Consider the following 18,872-nt stretch of genomic DNA (forward strand, 5'->3'; position numbering starts at 1 on the left):
ATGACCAGCGCAGACGTGCAACGAGCACCGGAAGCAGCCCCGTCCGGCCGGCACGAGACCGCGCAGCGGCTGCTCGACTCCTCCGCGACCCTGTCCTACGACCCGGCCACCGAGGTCGACTGGGAAACCCCGCTGGACAAGGACTTCCACGGGGCCAGCCCGGAGTGGAGCACGCTCTACGGCACGAGCTACTGGGCCGAGATGACCCCGGAGCAGCAGAAGGAGCTGACGCGCCAGGAGGCGGCGTCGGTCGCGAGCACCGGGATCTGGTTCGAGATGATCCTGCAGCAGATGGTGCTGCGCGATTTCTACGCCAAGGACCCGACCGACCCCGCGTTCCAGTGGGCGCTCACTGAGATCGCCGACGAATGCCGCCACTCGATCATGTTCGCCCGCGGCGCGCAGAAGCTCGGCGCTCCCCCGTACCGGCCGCGCCGGCTCGCCGTCGAACTGGGCCGCGTTTTCAAGGCGGTCGCCGGCGGCGAAGCGGCGTACGCGGCGATCCTGGTCGCCGAAGAGGTGCTCGACGTGATGCAGCGCGACTGGATGCGCGACGAGCGCGTGGTCCCGTTCGTGCGAACCATCAACAACATCCACGTCGTCGAAGAGTCTCGGCACATGAAGTTCGCCCGCGAGGAGACGCGCGAGCAGCTGGAGGGCGCGGGAGCCGTGCGCCGTCAGTTCAACGCGCTGGTCATCGCGATCGCGTCGTACTTCATCGTCAGCAGCATGGTCAACCGCGACGTGTACAAGAACGCCGGGCTGGACGCCGAGCGCGCGCTGCGCGAGGCGAAGGCCAACGAGCACCACAAGTCCATGATGCGCTCGAGCTGTGCCGGGCTGATGGAGTTCCTCGGCTCGTGCGGCCTGCTCACGAAGCCGGCGCTGGTGTTCTACAAGCGGGCGAATCTGATCTGACATGGCCTTCGCGATCACCCAGACCTGCTGCAACGACGCGACGTGCGTGTCGGTCTGCCCGGTCAACTGCATCCACCCGACGCCGGACGAGCCGGACTTCGGCACCACCGAGATGCTCTACGTCGACCCGGCGTCCTGCATCGACTGCGGCGCGTGCGCCGACGCGTGCCCGGTCGACGCGATCTTCCCGGTGGACCTGCTGACCGACTCGATGAAGGTGTACGCGGGGATCAACGCGGACTTCTTCGCCGACCGCCCGCAGGTCACCGCGAACCCGGCGCCGAACTTCCACCGTTGGGGCCCGCCGACGTTCGACCGGGACATCCCGAGCGATCTCGAGCCCGCGGACGTCGCGGTCGTCGGCACCGGCCCGGCCGGGATGTACGCGGTGGAAGACCTGTTGCTGCACACCAACGCGCGCGTCACGCTGATCGACCGGCTGCCGGTCGCGGGCGGTCTCGTGCGCTTCGGCGTCGCCCCGGACCACCCGGACACGAAGCGGATCGGCGAGACTTTCTCGAGGTTCCACGACCACCCGCGGCTGAAGCTGAAACTCGGCGTCGAGGTGGGCCGCCACGTGACGGTGGACGAGCTGGCCGAACGCCACGACGCCGTGATCTACGCGGTCGGCGCCTCGTCCGCGCGCACCCTCGGCCTCGCCGGGGAGGAGCTGCCCGGCAGCCTCGCCGCGACGACGGTGGTCGCCTGGTACAACGGCCACCCGGATGTCCCCGCGGACGCGGTCGACCTGTCCGCGGAGCGGGTGGTGCTGATCGGCACCGGCAACGTCGCACTGGACGTGGCCCGGATCCTCACCGCCGACCCGGACGATCTCGACGGCACGACCATCGCTCCGCACGCGCTGGAACGGTTGCGCTCCAGCAAGGTCCGCGAAGTCGTGCTGCTGGCCCGGCGCGGCCCGGAAGACGCCGCCTACACCTCCCCCGAACTGATCGCGCTGGCGCAGCGGTCTTCCGTGCCGCTCGTCGTCGATGCCGAAGACCCGCGCACCACCGCCGCGATCGATGCGGGCACCGGAAAAGCCGCACTGCTGCAGGACTTGGACCGCGAGACGGTCGACTGGACCGCCCCTCCCACGGACGGCCCCCGCCGAATCGTGCTGCGCTTCCACTCGGCCCCGGTCGAGATCACCGGCGACCGGCAGGTGCGCGGCCTGCGGGTCGAAGGCCCTTCCGAACCCGTCGAGATCGCCGCTGGACAGGTCGTGCGCGCTGTCGGCTACCGGGGTCGTCCGGTGCCGGGCCTGCCGTTCGACGAGGCGGCCGGAACGATCCCGAACACCGCGGGACGGGTCGAGGGCCGGACCGGCGCGTACGTGGTGGGCTGGATCAAGCGCGGCCCGTCCGGCGGCATCGGCGCGAACCGAACGTGCGCCCGGGAAACGGTAGCGACGCTGCTGGCAGACATCACTTCGGGCGAAGTCCCGCTGCGAGGACGACGCTCCCCGATCGCGGCGCTGGCCGCGCGGTTCCGGGGTCGCTGAGACTGTCCTTTGCGGAATCCCGGCCGCGGTTTCCCGTCGCGGCCGGGACCTCCGCCAGCGCGAACGCGGTGCAGTAACGACGCGTCCGACACCGTCTCCCCGGGTCACGGCTCTGACCCCGCTTCATCTCCCTGCCTCGCCGCCTAGATTGCCTTGCCACCAGCCAGGTCCACCGCGTCCCCGCCGCGATCACCGCTGCCCTCGCCCAACTCGGCCCGGTGCCGGTCTACCTCCACCTCGACATCGTCGTCATCGACAGCGCCGACCTGTCCGGCGCGCGCTTCCCCTCCGGCACCGGCCCCTCACTCGCTCAGATCGAGGAATGCCTCGCCGCGCCTCCGCTACCGCCGACCTCGCCGCCGCTTACCTCGCCTGTGCCTGGCTCCCCGAGCACGCCAACGACGAAGCCACCCGGCAAACGATCACCCGCCTCACGACAGCGCTCGACGCCAGCCTGATCTGGCGCGAACCCGCCGGCAGCTGACCGATTCCTTTCCGGCCCGCCCGGGGTCTATCCGTCATGACCACAACAACGCAGGACCCCAACCGCGCACTCTGGGAAGCACGGGCGCGCGGTCAGCAAACCCCGGCCTGGGAAACGCTCGCGACAGAACCCGGCGACGTCGCGGTCGAGGCAATAGCGGCACCGGCCGGACTGTGGCTGCGTCCGCCGAACGCCCTGGCCGGTCCGGCGATCCTGGCGATCCACGGCGGCGGATTCGTGGGCGGATCGGCCGCTATCCACCGCCGGATGTTCGGCCACCTGGCGAGGGCGGCCGGGGTCAGCACGTTCGCCGTCGAGTACGGCCTCACCCCGGAGCACGTGTTCCCCAGCCAGCTCGACACCGTCACGGCGGCCTATCGATGGCTGCTCACCAGCGAATCCGGCCCGATCGCCATCGCTGGCGACTCCTGCGGAGCGACGCTGGCAGTCGGCCTCGCAGCACGCGCCCGAGACGAGGACCTGCCGATGCCCGCGTCCTTGCTGCTGCTGTCGGCATGGACCGACCTCGAAGCTGACGGCACCACATACGACACCGGCAGCGACCCGTTCTTCACCCGAGAACTAGTCCGCGGGCTGGCCGCCGGTTACCTGGCCGGAGCGGATCCGCGCGACCCGCTCGCGGCGCCCCTGCACGCGGACCTGCACGGGCTTCCGCCGACGTATCTTCAGGCCGGTGCCGAAGAATCCCTGCTGGACGACAGCAGGGAGCTGGCCCGGCGGATGCGAGAAGCCGACGTCGAGGTCCGCCTCGACGAATTCCCCGGCCAGGTCCACACGTTCCAGATGGCGGCCGGCAACACCGCCGTGGCCGACGAGGCGGTTGGGAAGGCGGGATCGTGGCTGCGGTCGACACTGGTCCGGTGACGGATTTCGAACGAGCGGCGGCCCCGCTCCGCGGCGAGCTGCTGGCGCACAGCTATCGGCTGCTCGGGTCGTGGCACGAGGCCGAGGACGCGGTCCAGGAGACCTATCTGCGCGGCTGGCGAGCCTGGGACGGCTTCGAAGAGCGGTCGTCGGTGCGCACCTGGCTGCACCGCATCGCGACCAACGTGTGCCTCAACGCCGCCCGGGACCGCGGGCGGCGCGCCCTGCCCTCGGGCATCGGTGCGCCCGCCGACGACGCACAACCGGACGTGCTGCCGCCGGAAACGTGGATCGAGCCGTTCCCCGGCGACCGCGCGGACTTGCGGCTGGCGTTGATCGCCGCGATGCAGACGCTCCCTCCCGCTCAGCGGGCGGTGCTGCTGCTGCGCGAGGTGCTGGCGTTCCCCGCCGCCGAGGTCGCCGAGATGATGGATATGTCCGTCGCCGCGGTCAAAAGCAGCCTGCAACGCGCCCGGGCGCGGCTGGCCGAGGTCGAGTCCGGTCCCGAGGACGTCGTCGAGCCCAGTTCCCCGCAGGCGCGGCGGCTGCTCGACGCGTACGTCACCGCCTTCGAGAGCGCGGACGTCTCCGGCTTGACGAACGTGCTTCGCGCCGACGCGACGCTGGAGCTGCTGCCGAGCCGGACCTGGTTCAAGGGCATGGGCGACTGTTCCCAGGTGTTCGCCGCTGCCGTGGGCAGTCCCGGCGATTGGCGGATGGACCGAGCGGTCGTCAATGGTCAGCCCGCAGCCGTCGTCCGCTGGCAGGGGAAACCGTTCGGCGTCGCGGTGCTCGACGTCCGGCGGGACGGGATCGCGGGGGTGACTGTCTTCGACGACCCCGCGCTCGTCGAACGCATCAAGGTCGCTCCGTCTTCTGCCTGGCCGCCAGCGTCTCCTCCACCTCCGGCACCCAAAAACTGAGTTCCAGCGTCTTCACGCTCGCCCAGTGCGTCATCAACCGCCCCTGTGCGATCAGCGCCGGGCCCGCCACCGCGAACAGCACCCCAGCGCACGCGGCGAACACCCGATGCGGCCCGACGATCAGTTCCACCACCGACGCCACGAAGCCGAACGCCATCGCCGGGCTGGAATTGCGCAGCATCAGCCCGGCGGTGCGCAGCCGGGTCGCCTCCATCGCCGCGTCGGCGTCGTGCAGTTGCAGTGCCGAGAGCAGCAGGAACGAGTCCGCCTCGACGAACGCTTGCCCGCGGGCGGAGGGGTTCCGGCGCAGGAACTCCTCTCGCGCGTTCCGCTTCCGCCGCCGCGGCAGCAACCGCGCTGCCCGCGCGCCCAGCGGATACGCCAGGTATCCGAGCAGGTAGCTCGCCACCACGATCCCGATCACGACCACAGCGCCCGGCCCGCGGGCGACGGCGCCCACGTCGACCCAGTGCAGTCGTTCGGCGAGATAGGCCAGGACCGCCAGATGCAGGGCGCCCGGGATCGCGTAGGTGAAGAGGTCGAAGAGTCCGATCGCGAAAGTCACCCGGCGATCCAACTACGGCGGGACCTTCCCCGGTACGGCCTTTCCGGCGATCACGCCGACGAACCGCCTCCCCTGGCGAGCGCCTCCACCCGGTTCATCGGGCCGTTGTAGTAGTTCTGGTCGCCGGGCAGGCTGCCGGTCCGCGAGAACTGCCAGATGCTCTGCTTGTCCCAGCCCGCCGGGAGCTCGCCGATTTCCGGCGCGTACCGGGCGAGCCAGAGCGGGTTGGTGTCGCCGAACCCGTCCGCGTTGCCGGTGCAGAGCTTCCACCAGGACGTCGAGGTGTAGATGATCGCGCTGCGGCGCTGTTTCGCCAGGTAGCGCTGGGTGAAATCGGCGATCCACGCGGTCATGTCGGCCGGGCTTTTGCCGTAGCAGGCGTCCCCGTACGGGTTGTATTCGATGTCCAGCGCGCCCGGCAGCGTCGTGCCGTCGCCGCGCCACGCGCCGCCGTGGGCGATGAAGTAGTCGGCTTGTTCGGCTCCGCTGGAGACGTCCGGGCGGGCGAAGTGGTAGGCGCCGCGGACCAGGCCCGCGTCGTGCGCGCCGTTGTACTGCTGGTCGAACTGCGGGCTCACGTATCCGGTGCCCTCGGTCGCCTTGACGTAGGCGAACCGGGCGCCCGCGCCCGCGGCCTGGCCCCAGTCGACCGCGCCCTGGTGTCCGCTCACGTCGTGGCCGAGGGTCTGACCGGTCGCAGGGTCGAGCCGCGGGGTCCCGCTCCGCACGCCCTCGTGCCGCAGAATTTGTGAACCAGCCACATTTTCGCCGGCCTTCGAGTAGTCCGCGGCCGCGGCCGGTCCGGCGGTCGCGACGCCGCACACCATCGCCATGGCCGACGCGGCGGCGGCGAAGCCGAGCCGCCGGGGTTTGTCCGTTGCTGTCCGGGTCACCGAGACTCCGATCTTCACGGTGGCAGGTCCACGGCCCATCGTGGGGCACAACGCCGCCCGGGGCTGGCTGCGTCACCCGGAAGTGATCACGATTCCGGCACCCGGAATGGCGCGAGTGGTCCAGACAACTGTGACCGAGTTGTGACCGGCGGCACAGGCGCTGGCGTTTAATTTGTTGTTGCCAACCACAAACTGGTGGGCAAATTCCCTACCGCCGGAGGTGTCCCCACGTGAACCGGACTTCCCGACCGCCCGGGCGGCCGTCCCGATCCCGCGGACCTGCCCTGCTCGCGCTGGCCCTGCTCGCCGCGGCCGGTCTCGCCGTCCCCGCCGCCGCGGACCCAGCGTCCGGGCAGGCGGGCTGCACCGGCCAGTCCGACCAGCCGGACTTCGGGCCGAACGTGCACATTTTCGACCCGGGAATGCCTTCCGCGACGATCCAGGCCCAGCTGGACAAGGACTTCGAGGCGCAGAAGGACACGCAGACCGCGCAGTTCGGCTCGGGCCGCGTCGCGCACCTGTTCAAACCGGGCAGCTACGCGGTGCACGACAACGTCGGCTTCTACACCTCGGTCGCCGGCCTGGGACAGAATCCGGACGACGTCCAGATCAACGGCGACATCACCGTGGACGCCTTCAACCAGTCCGACCAGGGTTCCGCACTGCAGAACTTCTGGCGGTCGGCGGAGAACATGGCCGTGACGCCGTCCAGCGGCAGCGACCGCTGGGCGGTGTCGCAGGCCGCGCCGTTCCGCCGGATGGACGTCAAGGGCGGACTGCAGCTGTACCCGGCCAGCTACGGCTACGCGAGCGGCGGCTACGTCGCCGACACCCGTGTGTCCGGGCAGGCCGCGTCCGTTTCGCAGCAGCAGTGGTACACGCGGGATTCCGCGCTGGGCAGCTGGGACGGCGGCGTCTGGAACATGGTCTTCTCCGGCACCACCGGCGCGCCGGCCAACTCGTTCCCGAGCCCGCCGGAAACGACGCTCGACACCACGCCGGTGTCGCGCGACGTGCCGTACCTGTACGTGGACGACGGCGGCAACTACCGCGTCTTCCTGCCGTCCCTGCGCACGAACGCGTCCGGTCCGAGCTGGGCGAACGGCGGCACGCCCGGCGATTCCGTCCCGATGAGCCAGTTCCGCGTCGTCAAGCCCGGCGACACCGCGGAGAGCATCAACAGCTCCCTCGACTCCGGCTGCAACCTGTTCTTCACCCCCGGCACCTATCACCTCGACCAGACGCTGAACGTGACCCGCCCGGGCACGACGGTGCTCGGCATCGGCTACCCGACGCTGATCCCGGACAACGGCGTCGACGCGATGCATGTGTCCGATGTGGACGGTGTGCGGGTGAAGGGCCTGCTGTTCGACGCGGGCACCCAGAATTCGCAGTCCCTGCTGACCGTCGGCGAAAGCGGCAAGCACACGAGCCACGCGGCGAATCCGACGTCGCTGCAGGACGTGTTCTTCCGCGTCGGCGGCGATCTGGCCGGGAAAGCGACCACCAGCCTGGTCGTGAACAGCGACGACACGATCGTCGACCACGTCTGGGCGTGGCGCGCCGACCACGGCGACAGCGGGACCGTCGGCTGGACCACGAACACCGCCGACACCGGGGTGCTCGTCAACGGCGACAACGTGACCGCGACCGGGTTGTTCGTGGAGCACTACCAGAAGTTCCAGGTCGTGTGGAACGGCCAGAACGGGAAGACGATCTTCTTCCAGAACGAAATGCCTTACGACGTCCCGGATCAGGCTTCGTGGAATTCCGCGCCCGGCACCGCCGGGTACGCCGCGTACAAGGTCGGCGCGAACGTGACGTCGCACGAGGCGTGGGGCCTGGGCAGCTACTGCTTCTTCGACACCAACCCGGCCGTCTCGAGCTATCACGCGTTCGAGGTGCCGCAGAACGGCGGGGTGAAACTGCACAGCCTGCTCACCGTGTCGCTGAACCACCGCGGCACGATCACCCACGTCGTGAACGACACGGGCGACGCGACCCCGGACGGCACCAAGCCGGTCGACGTCCCGAATTACCCGTGATCCGAGCTGGTGGCCGCCCGCGCGGGCGGCCACCAGTCCTCAGTCCAGCGCGGTGGCCCGGCTGACCGTCTCCCAGGAGTCGAGATCCTTGCTCAGCGCGGCGATCTTGCCGCGGATCGCGTCCACGGCGTCCGCGCCGAGCGCAAGCCGCAGCGGTGCGTCCGGCGCGTTCACCGCGCGAAGGATCGCCGCCGCCGCTTTCGCCGGGTCACCGGGCTGGGTCCCGTCCATCCCCTCGATCGCGGCGCGAGTGGCCGCAGTCGACTCGGCGTAGGCGTCGATCGCCCGGGAGCGGTGCATCGCCGCGCCGCCGAACGACGTCCGGAACGCGCCCGGCTCCACGATCAGCACTTTGATCCCGAGCGGCGCGACCTCCGCCGCGAGCGCCTCGGACAGGCCTTCCAGCGCGAATTTCGCCGCGCAGTAAGCCCCGAACGCGGGCGGCGCGAGGAGCCCGCCCATCGAGCTCATCTGCACGATCGTGCCGCTCCTCTGTTCCCGCAGCAGCGGGACGACGGCCTTGGTCATCGCGACCGCGCCGAAGAACATCACCTCGAGCACCGCGCGCAGATCGGGCAGCGTCAGTTCCTCGACCGCGCCGACCGAGCCGTGGCCGGCGTTGTTGACCAGCACGTCGATCCGGCCGAATCTGTCCAGCGCGGTCCGCACCGCGGCGTCGATCCGCGCCGGGTCGGTGACGTCCAGCGCAGCCGTGCGCACCCGGTTCCCGCCTGCGTCGGCGAGGTCGGCGAGCGTCTCCGGTTTGCGGGCGGTCGCGACGACCCGGTCCCCCGCGGCCAGCGCGGCCTGGGCGAGTTCGCGGCCGAAGCCGCTCGAGCATCCGGTGATCAGCCAGACGCGGCCGTCGGTTTCCTCGGTCATTGAGCAGTCCCTCCAGTGGTTTCTTCCGCCTCCGATCGTGGCGCGCACCTGCCGTGGGCCGCCAACACCGGTTCGCTGGCGGGCTACAGTCTCAGCCTGTGACCCCTGAGCTGCGGCAGCTGCGCTACTTCGTCGCCGTCGCCGAGACGACGAGCTTCACGCGCGCGGCAGCGGCCCTGCACATCGCGCAGCAGTCGCTGTCCCAACAGATCACCGTGCTGGAACGCCAACTCGGCGCGAAACTCTTCGACCGTGACGCCCGCGGCACTCGGCTCACTGCGATCGGCGAACTCTTCCTGCCGGAAGCACGTGCGGTGCTCGCCCGCGCCGACGCCGCGGTCGCGACGGTCGCTCGTGCGGTACGCGGCGAGCTCGGCACCCTGCGGCTGGCTTTCCTGGCCAGCACGGCGAACTACCTGCTCCCGCCGGTCGTGCGCGCGGTGCGGGAGCAGCTCCCGGAGCTGACCGTCACGACCGCGGAACTCTCGATCGCGGACCTCGTCGACGGTGTCCTCGACGGCCGATTCGACGCCGGCTTCACGCGCCCGCCGCTGGTCGACGGGCTGGCGACGCACACTCTGCTCACCGAGGAGGTTTGCGCGGTCCTGCCCTCCGGTCACCGGCTGGCCGACCGGTCGTCGCTGCGCTTGGCCGACCTCGCCGACGAGCCGTGGGTGCTGACGCCGCGGACGTCGTGGGATCCCTGGCATCGCAAGTACGACGCCGATTTCGCCGCGGCCGGGTTCACTCCGGACGTCGTGCAGCGCACCGCGACGGTTCAGGGACTGCTGGGGTTGGTCGCGGCCGGCGTCGGCGTGACGCGGCTGGCGCGGTCCGCGCACAGCCTTCGCCGCACGGGAGTGGTGTTCGTGCCCTTGGAGGGCGAGACAGCGCACACGGTGGTGGTGTGGCGCGCGGACGGCCCGCGCCCGGCCGCCCTGCTGGAGGTGGCGACCCGGCTGGCGGAGACGACGGATCTGTCCGGGGCGGGCTGACGCGGCGCGTTGTGCGTGTTTATCCCGGTGAGAACCGGGATAAACACGCACAACGCCTTCACCCCTTGCTGACCTTCACCGAGAACGCGTCGATGCTCATCCCCGCCCCCGGCGTGATGTCCGCCCCCGGGCTGGTGCACCCGCATACCTTGTTCGGATAAGACCCGCCGATCGCGACGTCGAAGATCGCGAAAAACCCGTGGTCCACCGCGGCCTTCCAGGTGGCGTCGGACACCTGGTTCTGCTTCACCGCGAAGGTTTCCTTGCCGTCCAGGGAAAACCGCAGCTCCTCCGCCGCGGCGTTCCGGCGGTCCACCACCACCGAGTACGTGTGGTATCCCGTCTTGCAGCCGGCGCAGTCCTGCAGATCGCTGCTGATCCCGTCCGGGTCGTGGCACTCCCCCGCCCACTGTCCACAGTGGAACGTGCTGGAATGCTTGTCCAGCGCGTTCACGTTCTCCATGATGTCCAGTTCGCCGATGCTCGGCCAGTTCGTCGCGCCGACCGGCCGCGCGTCCGCGCCCATCGCCCAGAACGCGGGCCAGTACCCGAGGCCGTGCGAGGGGTCGGGCTGCTGGATCGTCGCGCTCATTTCCATCTGCCCGCCCGCCGGCGCGCCGAAGTCGGTGCGCTGGGTTTCGATCCGGCCGGACGTCCACGCGCCGTTCGCGTCCCGCAGCGGCTTGATCACCAGGTGCCCGGCTCCGTCGTGGTAGACGTTGCCCGTCGAGTCGGTCGACGTCTCGATCTCGCCGGTGCCCCAGTTCGCCGCACCGCCGGGGTAGCCGGTTCCCTTGTCGTAGAGCCAGTTCTGCGGGTCGAGACCGGTGCCGGCGGGGCCGTCGAAGGTGTCCTCGAACACCGTGGTCCAGGTTTCGGCCGCTTGTGCGGGCGCGGCGGTCAGCAACACGGCGGACACGGCGGCCACGACGGCCAGGAGAATCGGAGTTCGGCGCATGGCGGGCCTTTCCGGTGGAGGGCTGGTCTCAGCAGGGTCGGACTGCGCCGCTGACCAGTCAAAACAGTCTGCCTGCCGGGTCCGCGGCCGCGGTGCGCGCGGGCAGAGCGCGGCCGGAAAGGTTTGAACCATTGCCGCACGGGGTACCGCGAGGGTGGGAGAATCACACCCCCTTTGCGTGCCCCGCGGCCGCCGCCGGAGACCTAGCCTGGATTCATGAGCGACAGCAACCTCCTCGGCGAGTTCCTGCGGGCCCGGCGGAGCACTACCGCCCCGGCGGACGCGGACCTGCTCGCCGACACCCGGCGCCGGGTCAGCGGCCTGCGCCGCGAGGAGGTCGCGCGGCTGGCCGGGGTGAGCACCGACTATTACGTGCGGCTTGAACAGGGCCGGGAGCGGACGCCGTCGGCGCAGGTCGTCGAGGCGCTCGGACGAGCGCTGCGGCTCGACGACGAGGCGCTGGCCCATCTGCACTCGCTGGCCCAGCCGAAGCGACCGAAGCGGCCGCCCGCGAAAGAACGGGTCAGCCCGCGGCTGGTGCAGCTGATGGACGCGTGGCCGCAGACTCCCGCGGTCGTGCTCGGCCGGTGCATGACCGTGCTCGCGTCGAATCTGCTCGGCGAGGCGCTGTTCGCCGGGCACGAGTACAGCGGCGACCTGCTGCGGCTGGTGTTCCTCGACCCCGACGCCCGGGAGTTCTACCCGGATTGGGAGCGGGTCGCGGTGAACACCGTCGGCGGCCTGCGGTCGGCGGCGGGCACCGATCTGGACGATCCGCTGCTGATCGAGGCGGTCGGCGAGCTGTCGCTCAAGAGCGCCGATTTCCGCCGGCTGTGGGCGCGCCACGAGCTCCGGCAGAAAACGCACGAATTGAAACGGTTCCGGCATCCGCTGGTCGGAATGCTCACCCTGCACTACGAATCGATGACCGTGAACAGCGCTCCCGGCCAGCAACTCGTGGTGTACCAAGCGGATCCGGGCAGTCCGTCGGAGGCCTCTCTGGGGCTGCTCGGGAGCCTCGCCGCGGGCGACCGCTGACCTTTTTTGCCATTTCCGAATTCCTTCAGGGGCAGATCCATGTCTGAAAACGCCACACCCGTCTGGTTCATCACCGGATGTTCCACCGGTCTCGGCCGCGCACTCGCCACCGCCGTGCTCGAACGCGGCCTGCGCGCGGTCGTCACCGCCCGCGATCCCGAACGCGTCGCGGACCTCGTCGCCGCGCACCCCGGACGCGCGCTGGCCGTCGCGCTCGACGTGACCGACCAGCAGCAGATCACCGCCGCGCTCGGCGAGGCACAGCGTGAATTCGGCCAGATCGACGTGCTCGTCAACAACGCCGGCTACGGCTATCTCGCCGCCGCCGAAGAGGGCGAGGACTCCGAGATCCGCGCGTTGTTCGAGGCCAATGTGTTCGGCCTGATGGCGCTGACCCGCGCTGTCCTGCCGGGGATGCGCGCGAGGCGCAGCGGCCACATCGTCTCGGTTTCGTCGCTCGGCGGGCTGGCCGCCTTCGGCGCGACCGGCTACTACCACGCCACGAAGTTCGCCGTCGAAGGCTTCAGCGAGTCACTCGCCGCCGAAGTCGGGCCGCTCGGCATCGGCGTCACGATCGTCGAACCGGCCGCGTTCCGCACCAACTGGTCGGGCCCGTCCATGCGGGAGTCCGCGATCCGCATCGACGATTACGCCGACACCGCGGGTGCGCGCCGGACCTCGACGCTCGCCACCTACGGCAAGCAGCCCGGCGACCCGGCGCGAGCCGCGACCGCGGTCATCGATGCGGTCACCTCCGCCGAACCGCCGCTGCGCCTGTTGCTCGGCCGAGCGGCCTACGACATCGCCACCGCCCGCCTCGACACCCTCCGCAAGACGTTCGACGACTGGCGCGACGTCACGCTGTCCGCCGATTTCCCGAGGGAAGCCGAATGAGCAAGGTCGCCCTGATCACCGGTGCCAGCAGCGGCATCGGCGAAGCCACTGCCCGCCGGCTCGCCGCCGACGGCTGGCACGTGGTCGCCGGAGCACGCCGCGAAGACCGGCTCGCGGAACTCGCCGCCAGCGCGGACGGCATCGAAGTCCACCGCCTCGACGTGACCGACCGCGCCGCCGTCGCCGAGTTCGTCGACCGCGCGGTGCGAGACCACGGCGAGATCGACGCGTTCGTCGCGAACGCCGGGGTGATGCCGCTGTCCCGGCTGGACGCCGGGCTGGTCGAGGAATGGGACCGGATGATCGACGTCAACATCCGGGGCCTGCTGCACGGCATCGCCGCCGCCTTGCCGCACTTCACCCGCCAGCGCCGGGGCCATTTCGTGACCGTCGCGTCGATCGGCGCGCATCAGGTCACCCCGACCGCGGCGGTGTACTGCGGGACGAAATACGCGGCGTGGGCGATCACCGAGGGCCTGCGGCTGGAATGCGAACCGTCGATCCGCGTCACCACGGTCTCCCCCGGCGTCGTCGCCTCCGAACTGGCGGACACGATCAGCGTCCCGGAAACGCGGGAGTTCATGCGGATCTACCGCAAGGACTCCATCGAACCGAAAGCGATCGGCGACGCCATCGCCTACGCTCTCGACCAGCCGGCCGACGTCGACGTCAGCGAGATGATCGTGCGGCCGGCCCGGCAGCGCTGAGCGAAGGAGGAGGCCGTGCCGCAGTACCTGCTCGGGATCTACCAGCCCGACAGCGGAGCCCCGGAGCCCGAGGTGCTCGCGGACATCGCGGCGCGCCTCGAAGCGGTGACCGACGAGATGAAAGCAGCCGGCGCCTGGGTGTTCTCGGGCGGGCTGCATCCCGCGGCCGCGGCGAAGGTGGTCCGGGCCTCCGGCGACGACGTCCTGTACACCGACGGGCCCTTCGCGGAGGGCAAGGAGCACCTGGGCGGCTTCACCATCGTGACCGCCCCGGATTCCGCTGCCGCCACGGATTGGGCGCGGCGGATTTCGGAGATCACGACGTTGCCGGTGGAAGTCCGGGAGTTCCATTGATCTCGACGGCCGTGCTCGAGCGGGTATTCCGCGCCGAGCACGGCCGTGCGGTCGCGGTGCTGGCGCGGGTCTTCGGCGACCTCGACCTCGCCGAGGACGCCGTCCAGGAGGCGTGCGCGATCGCGACCGTGAAATGGCGGTCCGAAGGGCTGCCGCCGAGCCCCGCGGGCTGGCTCGTCACCACCGCCCGAAACCGCGGGATCGACCGGCTCCGCCGCGAATCCGCCCGCGCCGACCGGCACGCGCAAGCCGCGCTCCTGCACGCGAGCGAACCGTTCGACGAAGGCGCGGTGCCCGACGAACGACTGCGGCTCATCTTCACCTGCTGCCACCCCGCCCTCGGCACAGCCGCCCGGGTCGCCCTCACTCTCCGGCTGCTGGGCGGCCTCACCACCGCGGAGATCGCGCACGCGTTCCTCGTCCCGGAATCGACGCTGGCACAACGGCTTGTGCGTGCCAAGGCCAAGATCCGCGCCGCTCGGATCCCCTACCGCGTGCCGGACGCGGCCGACCTCCCGGACCGGCTCAGCTCGGTCCTTGCGGTGCTGTACCTCATCTTCACCGAAGGCCACACCGCCAGCAGCGGCGCCGACCTCACCCGGCCGGACCTGGCGTCCGAGGCGATTCGCCTGACCCGCGTCCTGGCCGACCTGCTGCCGGACGAACCGGAAGTGCTGGGCCTGCTCGCGCTGCAACTGCTCACCGAATCGCGCCGCGCGGCCCGGCTCGACGCCGACGGAATCCCCGTGCTGCTTCCCGACCAGGACCGCGACCGCTGGGACTGGACGCTGATCGCCGAAGGCCAGGACCTCGTCCGCCGCTGCCTGCGGCTCGATCGCCCAGGGCCGTACCAGATCCAGGCCGCGATCAACGCCGTGCACAGCGACGGCACCGACTGGATCCAGATCCTCGCCCTCTACGACCAGCTGCTCGCCCTGACCCCCACGCCGGTCGTGGCGCTGAACCGGGCTGTCGCGGTCGCCGAGGTCGAGGGACCTGCCGCCGCGCTGACCATTGTGGACACTCTGGACCTCGGGAACCGGCACCTCTTCCACGCCGTCCGGGCGGACCTGCTCGCCCGCCTAGGCCGGACCGGCGAAGCCGCCGAGTCCTACGACGAAGCCCTGCGCCTGGTGACCAACGAGGCCGAACGCCGTCTGCTGCAACGAAAACGGGCGGCCCTCAGTCCCGCTTCCCGCGGCTGATCACGCCTTCGACGATCTTCGTCAGGTGCGCGCCGACGTTCTCGACGCCGCCGTTCTGCACCGCGATCTGCGCCCCCTCCATCGCGAACGTCAGCTCCGCGGCGCCCAGCTCCGGGTCGGGAAGGCCGAGGCCCTCGCACATCGCGCGGAGCCTGCCGAACTGGCGGGTCTTGTGCTCGCTGATCAGCTTTCGCGCCGGATGGTCCGGATCGGGCAGTTCGGCGACGGAATTGGTGAACGGGCAGCCGCGGTGGGAGAAGTCGGGCAGGCCGTCGACGATGAACCGCCCCACCGCGCGGATCTGCTCCGCGTAATCGCCGGGATGCGTCTGTTCGGCCGCGTCGAACGCGGCGGAGTAGTCGTGCACCACGATCCGCAGCCATTCCGCGATGAGCGCGTCCTTGGTGCCGAAGTGCCGGTAGATCGCCATCTTCGTGGTCCCGGCGCGGTCCGCGATCGCCTGGACCCCGACCCGGACGACGCCCTCGTTGAGGAACAGCTCCTCGGCCGCGTCGAGGATGCGCTCGCGAGGCGGGAGGGTCGCGACGCGCGTCGGCCGCCGGGCGGAGGTGCTCGTCATCGGTTCTTCCTCGAGGGGCTGGCAATGCGGTTCGTCACGAGCTACGGTACACAACCGTTCCTCGTGATACCACTCGGTATCACGCGATACGAATGAGTCTCCCGAAGGGCGTTCTGGTGAAAATCTCCGAATACGCGAGCTGCGACGCGGTCGGCCTGGCCGACCTGATCGCACGCGGCGAGGTGACGGCGGCCGAGGTCGCCGACGCGGCCGCGCGAGCAGTCGAAGCGGTGAATCCGCGGATCAACGCGGTAGTCGAAGCCTGGCCGCCGGAGGACGCCCCGGCTCCCGGGTCCGCTCCGCTGGCCGGAGTGCCGTTCCTGATCAAGGACCTCGGCGTCGCCATGGCGGGCAAGCGCAGCGAACTGGGCAGCCGCCTGGCCGCAGGCGCCGTGTCGCCCGAGGACTCGTTCCTGATGCGCCGCTTCCGCCGGGCAGGCCTGGTGACGATCGGCCGCACCACCACTCCGGAAATGGCCTACAGCACCACCACCGAACCGGAGTTCTCCGGCGCGACCCGCAACCCGTGGTCCCTGGACCGGAGCGCAGGCGGGTCCAGCGGCGGCTCCGGCGCGGCGGTCGCCGCCGGTATCGTCCCGGTCGCGCACGCCACCGACGCCGCGGGTTCCATCCGAGTTCCCGCTTCCTGCAACGGATTGTTCGGTCTGAAGCCGACCCGCGGCCGGGTTTCGCAGGGTCCGGGTGCCGACGAGATCTTCAACGGACTGGCCGTCCAGGGCAGCCTAAGCCGGTCCGTACGCGACAGCGCCGTCCTGCTCGACCTGATCGAAGGCCCCGAACCCGGCGACCCGTACTTCGCTCCCCACCCCGATCGCCCCTATGCGGAAGAAGCCCGACTCGACCCCGGCCGCCTGCGGGTGGCGGTCCTGCGGCAGCCGTGGGGCGGCCGGCAGCCGACCGAAGCGGTCTCCGCAGCCCTCTCCGAAACGATGCGACTGCTGGAATCCCTCGGCCACGAGGTCGAAGAGACCTCGCTGGAGCTAGGCGTCTCCTGGGAAGAATTCGTCCTCGGCAACGCACGGATATGGACCGCGAACCTGGCCCCGTGGGTCGACGGCATCGCCGCCGCGACCGGCCGCCCGGTCGACGAGACCACGCTGGAGCCGGTCACGCTGGCCAGCTATCGCTACGGCCGCCAGGTCACCGCCGACGAGTTCGTCCGTGCACTGGCGATCCGCAACCAGGTCTCCCGAACCTTCGCCCGGCACTTCGCGCGCTACGACGTGCTGCTCTCCCCCACCCTGCCGGAGCCGCCGGTTCCGCTGGGCGTCTACGGCGAAGGCGCGGACCGGCTGGACGGCCTCGGCTGGCTGGACCGCGTCCTCGACCGCTCGCCCTACACCGCGGCGGCGAACGTCTCCGGCGTCCCCTCGATGTCCGTGCCGCTGGCCGCGGACGCCGGACTCCCGGTCGGCATGCAGTTCACCGCCGCTTTCGGCCGCGAAGATCTGCTGTTCCGCCTGGCCGGACAGCTGGAGAAGGCCGCCCCGTGGGCCCACCGCAAGCCGCCGGTCTGGGCAGGCGAATGACCCGTTGAGTCCACAGTAGACAGTCGATGGGCGGTGACCCGCGTCCCAGCCGCCGCGAACCCTGACGTGGCCGGGCCGGTTCTCGCTAGACTTGGCGAGCGATGCGACGATTCCGGTGGTGGTGGGGGGCGCTGGTCCTCGCCTGCGTAGCTGTTCTCGTGGGCTTTTTCGTCTTTTTCGGCACCGAGAGCCGGCCCGGCCAGCCTCTGCCGCGCCAAGGCCCGCCCGGCCGGGGCCCCCTGACCATCGTGTCGATCGGCGACAGCACCGTCTCCGGCGAGGGCGCGGGCGCCTACACCCCGGACACCGACGGCAAGAACGGCGACTGGTGCCACCGCTCGTCCGCCGCGTTCGTGGAGAAGGTCCGCATCCCCGGCATCACCTCCCGGGTCAACCTGGGCTGTTCCGGGGCGCCCTCCGCCCAGGTCGCCCTGGGCGACGCGAAACAATGGGGCGAACGGTCCCAAGCCGCGCAACTGGCCGACGTGGTGAAAGACCACCGGGTGGCCGCGGTGGTGATCGCGGTCGGCGCGAACGACGACCCGAAGTTCTCCGCGCAGGTCAGCGAATGCTTCCGGGCCTGGTTCTCCGCCGACGGCCCGTCCTGCAACGTCGCGCTGAAAGAATCGTGGAAGTCCAAAGTGGACGCCATGGTTCCCAAAGTGGCGAACGCGGTAGGCGACGTGAAAAAGGTCCTGGCCGACGCCGGATACGTGCCCGCGGATTACCAATTGGTCCTTCAGTCCTACGCCACCCCAGTCGGCCCGGACATCCCGCCGGACTTGCAAAGCCTCAACGGCTGCCCCTTCCGCACCGACGACCTGCAGTGGATTTCGACCACCGGAATCAGCACCCTGTCCGCGGGAATCAAACAGGCCGCCGCCCAATCCGGCGCACGATTCCTGGATCTGGCCCGAGCAGGCGAAAAACACGAAGCCTGCTCCGGCGGCGCGAACCCGGCCTCGGAATGGTTCACCCGGCTCACCCTGCACCTGAACGACCTCACCCAAACCGACCGGGCGGCCCACGCCCTGCAGGAATCCTTCCACCCCAACGCCGCCGGACACGCCGCCATCGCCGACTGCCTCACCGATTTCCTCAAGACCCAGCAAGGCAACGCCTCCTGCCTATCCGGCCCCGACGGAAAGCTCCACGCAGTCCCCGAACCCATCAGCTGACCCCGGCGCGCAATTCCCCGAGCCAGCACTCCGTGAGAGGCCCCCTCACGGACCCAGATTCCCTCAGGGTTCCCCTCACAGCCCGAGACTGCCCCCGCTGCCGCCCGCCGCCGCCGCGACGCTCCCAATGTGGCGTTCGGTGCATCCCACACACCCAATGCCACATTGGGGCGCTAGCCGCAGCTCGCGAACCCCACGCGCCCACCCACCCAAGCCGCGCACCCCACTCGCTAACCAGCCCTCCCCGCACCCCACTCGCCAAACCGCAGCCAACGCACCCAACCCACCCAGCACCCACACCTCCCCCACACCCC

Annotated in this window: 19 protein-coding genes; 14 read left to right on the forward strand and 5 right to left on the reverse strand. The window is 70.4% G+C overall.

The genetic code is table 11. The annotated features are described in order from the left end of the window. The 5 genes from H5411_RS12140 to H5411_RS12160 all read left to right on the forward strand — a co-directional run bounded on the left by H5411_RS12140 (position 1) and on the right by H5411_RS12160 (position 4,714). Positions 1–918 (forward strand): AurF N-oxygenase family protein, encoded by a 918-nt coding sequence (locus H5411_RS12140; protein WP_101439911.1) that lies wholly within the window; start codon positions 1–3, stop codon positions 916–918. A gap of 1 nt (position 919) precedes the next feature. Continuing rightward, complete coding sequence (locus H5411_RS12145; protein ID WP_183123820.1) at positions 920–2,422, forward strand: FAD-dependent oxidoreductase; 1,503 nt, start codon at positions 920–922, stop codon at positions 2,420–2,422. Between the two features lie 322 nt (positions 2,423–2,744). Then, entirely contained in the window at positions 2,745–2,906 is a 162-nt protein-coding gene (locus H5411_RS12150; protein WP_183123821.1) for a hypothetical protein, read from the forward strand. Positions 2,907–2,942: 36 nt separating this feature from the next. Continuing rightward, a complete protein-coding gene (locus H5411_RS12155) occupies positions 2,943–3,791 on the forward strand; it encodes an alpha/beta hydrolase (RefSeq protein WP_183123822.1) in 849 nt (282 codons plus the stop codon). Next, entirely contained in the window at positions 3,788–4,714 is a 927-nt protein-coding gene (locus H5411_RS12160) for an RNA polymerase subunit sigma-70 (RefSeq protein WP_312878154.1), read from the forward strand. Before H5411_RS12155 ends, H5411_RS12160 begins: the two co-directional genes overlap by 4 nt. Here H5411_RS12160 and H5411_RS12165 read toward each other — a convergent pair. Together H5411_RS12165 and H5411_RS12170 are read right to left on the reverse strand one after the other, a co-directional pair. Continuing rightward, positions 4,650–5,279 (reverse strand): hypothetical protein, encoded by a 630-nt coding sequence (locus H5411_RS12165; protein WP_312878156.1) that lies wholly within the window; start codon positions 5,277–5,279, stop codon positions 4,650–4,652. The genes H5411_RS12160 and H5411_RS12165 overlap by 65 nt on opposite strands. 50 nt (positions 5,280–5,329) lie before the next feature. After that, positions 5,330–6,112, reverse strand: a complete 783-nt coding sequence (locus tag H5411_RS12170; protein ID WP_183123833.1) for a lysozyme — start codon at positions 6,110–6,112, stop codon at positions 5,330–5,332. Between the two features lie 290 nt (positions 6,113–6,402). Between H5411_RS12170 and H5411_RS12175 the strand changes: the two genes are divergently transcribed. Then, positions 6,403–8,217: a hypothetical protein gene (locus H5411_RS12175; RefSeq protein WP_183123825.1), complete on the forward strand. Its 1,815-nt coding sequence runs from the start codon at positions 6,403–6,405 to the stop codon at positions 8,215–8,217. Positions 8,218–8,256: 39 nt separating this feature from the next. Here the strand turns inward: H5411_RS12175 and H5411_RS12180 are convergent, their stop codons facing one another. Beyond that, complete coding sequence (locus tag H5411_RS12180; RefSeq protein WP_183123826.1) at positions 8,257–9,099, reverse strand: oxidoreductase; 843 nt, start codon at positions 9,097–9,099, stop codon at positions 8,257–8,259. Between the two features lie 98 nt (positions 9,100–9,197). On the opposite strand from H5411_RS12180, the gene H5411_RS12185 reads away from it, so the two are divergent. Continuing rightward, complete coding sequence (locus H5411_RS12185) at positions 9,198–10,094, forward strand: LysR family transcriptional regulator (protein ID WP_101439904.1); 897 nt, start codon at positions 9,198–9,200, stop codon at positions 10,092–10,094. 58 nt (positions 10,095–10,152) lie between these two features. On the opposite strand, the gene H5411_RS12190 is transcribed toward H5411_RS12185, so the two are convergent. Next, positions 10,153–11,052: a glycoside hydrolase family 16 protein gene (locus H5411_RS12190; RefSeq protein ID WP_101439903.1), complete on the reverse strand. Its 900-nt coding sequence runs from the start codon at positions 11,050–11,052 to the stop codon at positions 10,153–10,155. 216 nt (positions 11,053–11,268) lie between these two features. On the opposite strand from H5411_RS12190, the gene H5411_RS12195 reads away from it, so the two are divergent. From H5411_RS12195 to H5411_RS12215, 5 genes are read left to right on the forward strand one after another with little or no spacing between them, the layout of a single operon-like run. Beyond that, complete coding sequence (locus tag H5411_RS12195; protein WP_101439902.1) at positions 11,269–12,090, forward strand: helix-turn-helix transcriptional regulator; 822 nt, start codon at positions 11,269–11,271, stop codon at positions 12,088–12,090. A gap of 39 nt (positions 12,091–12,129) precedes the next feature. Beyond that, a complete protein-coding gene (locus H5411_RS12200; RefSeq protein ID WP_101439901.1) occupies positions 12,130–12,984 on the forward strand; it encodes an oxidoreductase in 855 nt (284 codons plus the stop codon). Then, the gene (locus H5411_RS12205) at positions 12,981–13,691 is read left to right on the forward strand and encodes an SDR family oxidoreductase (RefSeq protein WP_101439900.1); all 711 of its coding nucleotides are present in this window, start codon (positions 12,981–12,983) and stop codon (positions 13,689–13,691) included. The genes H5411_RS12200 and H5411_RS12205 overlap by 4 nt, the downstream gene beginning before the upstream one ends. 15 nt (positions 13,692–13,706) lie before the next feature. Continuing rightward, the gene (locus H5411_RS12210; protein WP_101439899.1) at positions 13,707–14,045 is read left to right on the forward strand and encodes a YciI family protein; all 339 of its coding nucleotides are present in this window, start codon (positions 13,707–13,709) and stop codon (positions 14,043–14,045) included. Then, complete coding sequence (locus H5411_RS12215; protein WP_101439898.1) at positions 14,042–15,250, forward strand: RNA polymerase sigma factor; 1,209 nt, start codon at positions 14,042–14,044, stop codon at positions 15,248–15,250. Before H5411_RS12210 ends, H5411_RS12215 begins: the two co-directional genes overlap by 4 nt. Here H5411_RS12215 and H5411_RS12220 read toward each other — a convergent pair. Further along, positions 15,228–15,830, reverse strand: a complete 603-nt coding sequence (locus tag H5411_RS12220) for a TetR/AcrR family transcriptional regulator (RefSeq protein ID WP_101439897.1) — start codon at positions 15,828–15,830, stop codon at positions 15,228–15,230. The two genes, H5411_RS12215 and H5411_RS12220, sit on opposite strands and share 23 nt — an antisense overlap. A gap of 92 nt (positions 15,831–15,922) precedes the next feature. Between H5411_RS12220 and H5411_RS12225 the strand changes: the two genes are divergently transcribed. Together H5411_RS12225 and H5411_RS12230 are read left to right on the forward strand one after the other, a co-directional pair. After that, a complete protein-coding gene (locus H5411_RS12225) occupies positions 15,923–17,380 on the forward strand; it encodes an amidase (protein ID WP_220816826.1) in 1,458 nt (485 codons plus the stop codon). 101 nt (positions 17,381–17,481) lie between these two features. Beyond that, a complete protein-coding gene (locus H5411_RS12230; protein WP_183123827.1) occupies positions 17,482–18,558 on the forward strand; it encodes a GDSL-type esterase/lipase family protein in 1,077 nt (358 codons plus the stop codon). The last annotated feature ends 314 nt before the right edge of the window (positions 18,559–18,872 follow it).

This window comes from Amycolatopsis echigonensis, assembly GCF_014174495.1.
Taxonomy (GTDB): Bacteria; Actinomycetota; Actinomycetes; order Mycobacteriales; family Pseudonocardiaceae; genus Amycolatopsis; species Amycolatopsis echigonensis.

Bases quoted from the DNA above. Each gene is read 5' to 3' on its own strand.
- H5411_RS12140 (WP_101439911.1), top strand. From the start codon at position 1: ATGACCAGCGCAGACGTGCAACGAGCACCGGAAGCAGCCCCGTCCGGC.
- H5411_RS12145 (WP_183123820.1), top strand. From the start codon at position 920: ATGGCCTTCGCGATCACCCAGACCTGCTGCAACGACGCGACGTGCGTG.
- H5411_RS12150 (WP_183123821.1), top strand. From the start codon at position 2,745: ATGCCTCGCCGCGCCTCCGCTACCGCCGACCTCGCCGCCGCTTACCTC.
- H5411_RS12155 (WP_183123822.1), top strand. From the start codon at position 2,943: ATGACCACAACAACGCAGGACCCCAACCGCGCACTCTGGGAAGCACGG.
- H5411_RS12170 (WP_183123833.1), bottom strand. From the start codon at position 6,112: ATGGCGATGGTGTGCGGCGTCGCGACCGCCGGACCGGCCGCGGCCGCG.
- H5411_RS12180 (WP_183123826.1), bottom strand. From the start codon at position 9,099: ATGACCGAGGAAACCGACGGCCGCGTCTGGCTGATCACCGGATGCTCG.
- H5411_RS12190 (WP_101439903.1), bottom strand. From the start codon at position 11,052: ATGCGCCGAACTCCGATTCTCCTGGCCGTCGTGGCCGCCGTGTCCGCC.
- H5411_RS12195 (WP_101439902.1), top strand. From the start codon at position 11,269: ATGAGCGACAGCAACCTCCTCGGCGAGTTCCTGCGGGCCCGGCGGAGC.
- H5411_RS12200 (WP_101439901.1), top strand. From the start codon at position 12,130: ATGTCTGAAAACGCCACACCCGTCTGGTTCATCACCGGATGTTCCACC.
- H5411_RS12205 (WP_101439900.1), top strand. From the start codon at position 12,981: ATGAGCAAGGTCGCCCTGATCACCGGTGCCAGCAGCGGCATCGGCGAA.
- H5411_RS12220 (WP_101439897.1), bottom strand. From the start codon at position 15,830: ATGACGAGCACCTCCGCCCGGCGGCCGACGCGCGTCGCGACCCTCCCG.
- H5411_RS12225 (WP_220816826.1), top strand. From the start codon at position 15,923: ATGAGTCTCCCGAAGGGCGTTCTGGTGAAAATCTCCGAATACGCGAGC.
- H5411_RS12230 (WP_183123827.1), top strand. From the start codon at position 17,482: ATGCGACGATTCCGGTGGTGGTGGGGGGCGCTGGTCCTCGCCTGCGTA.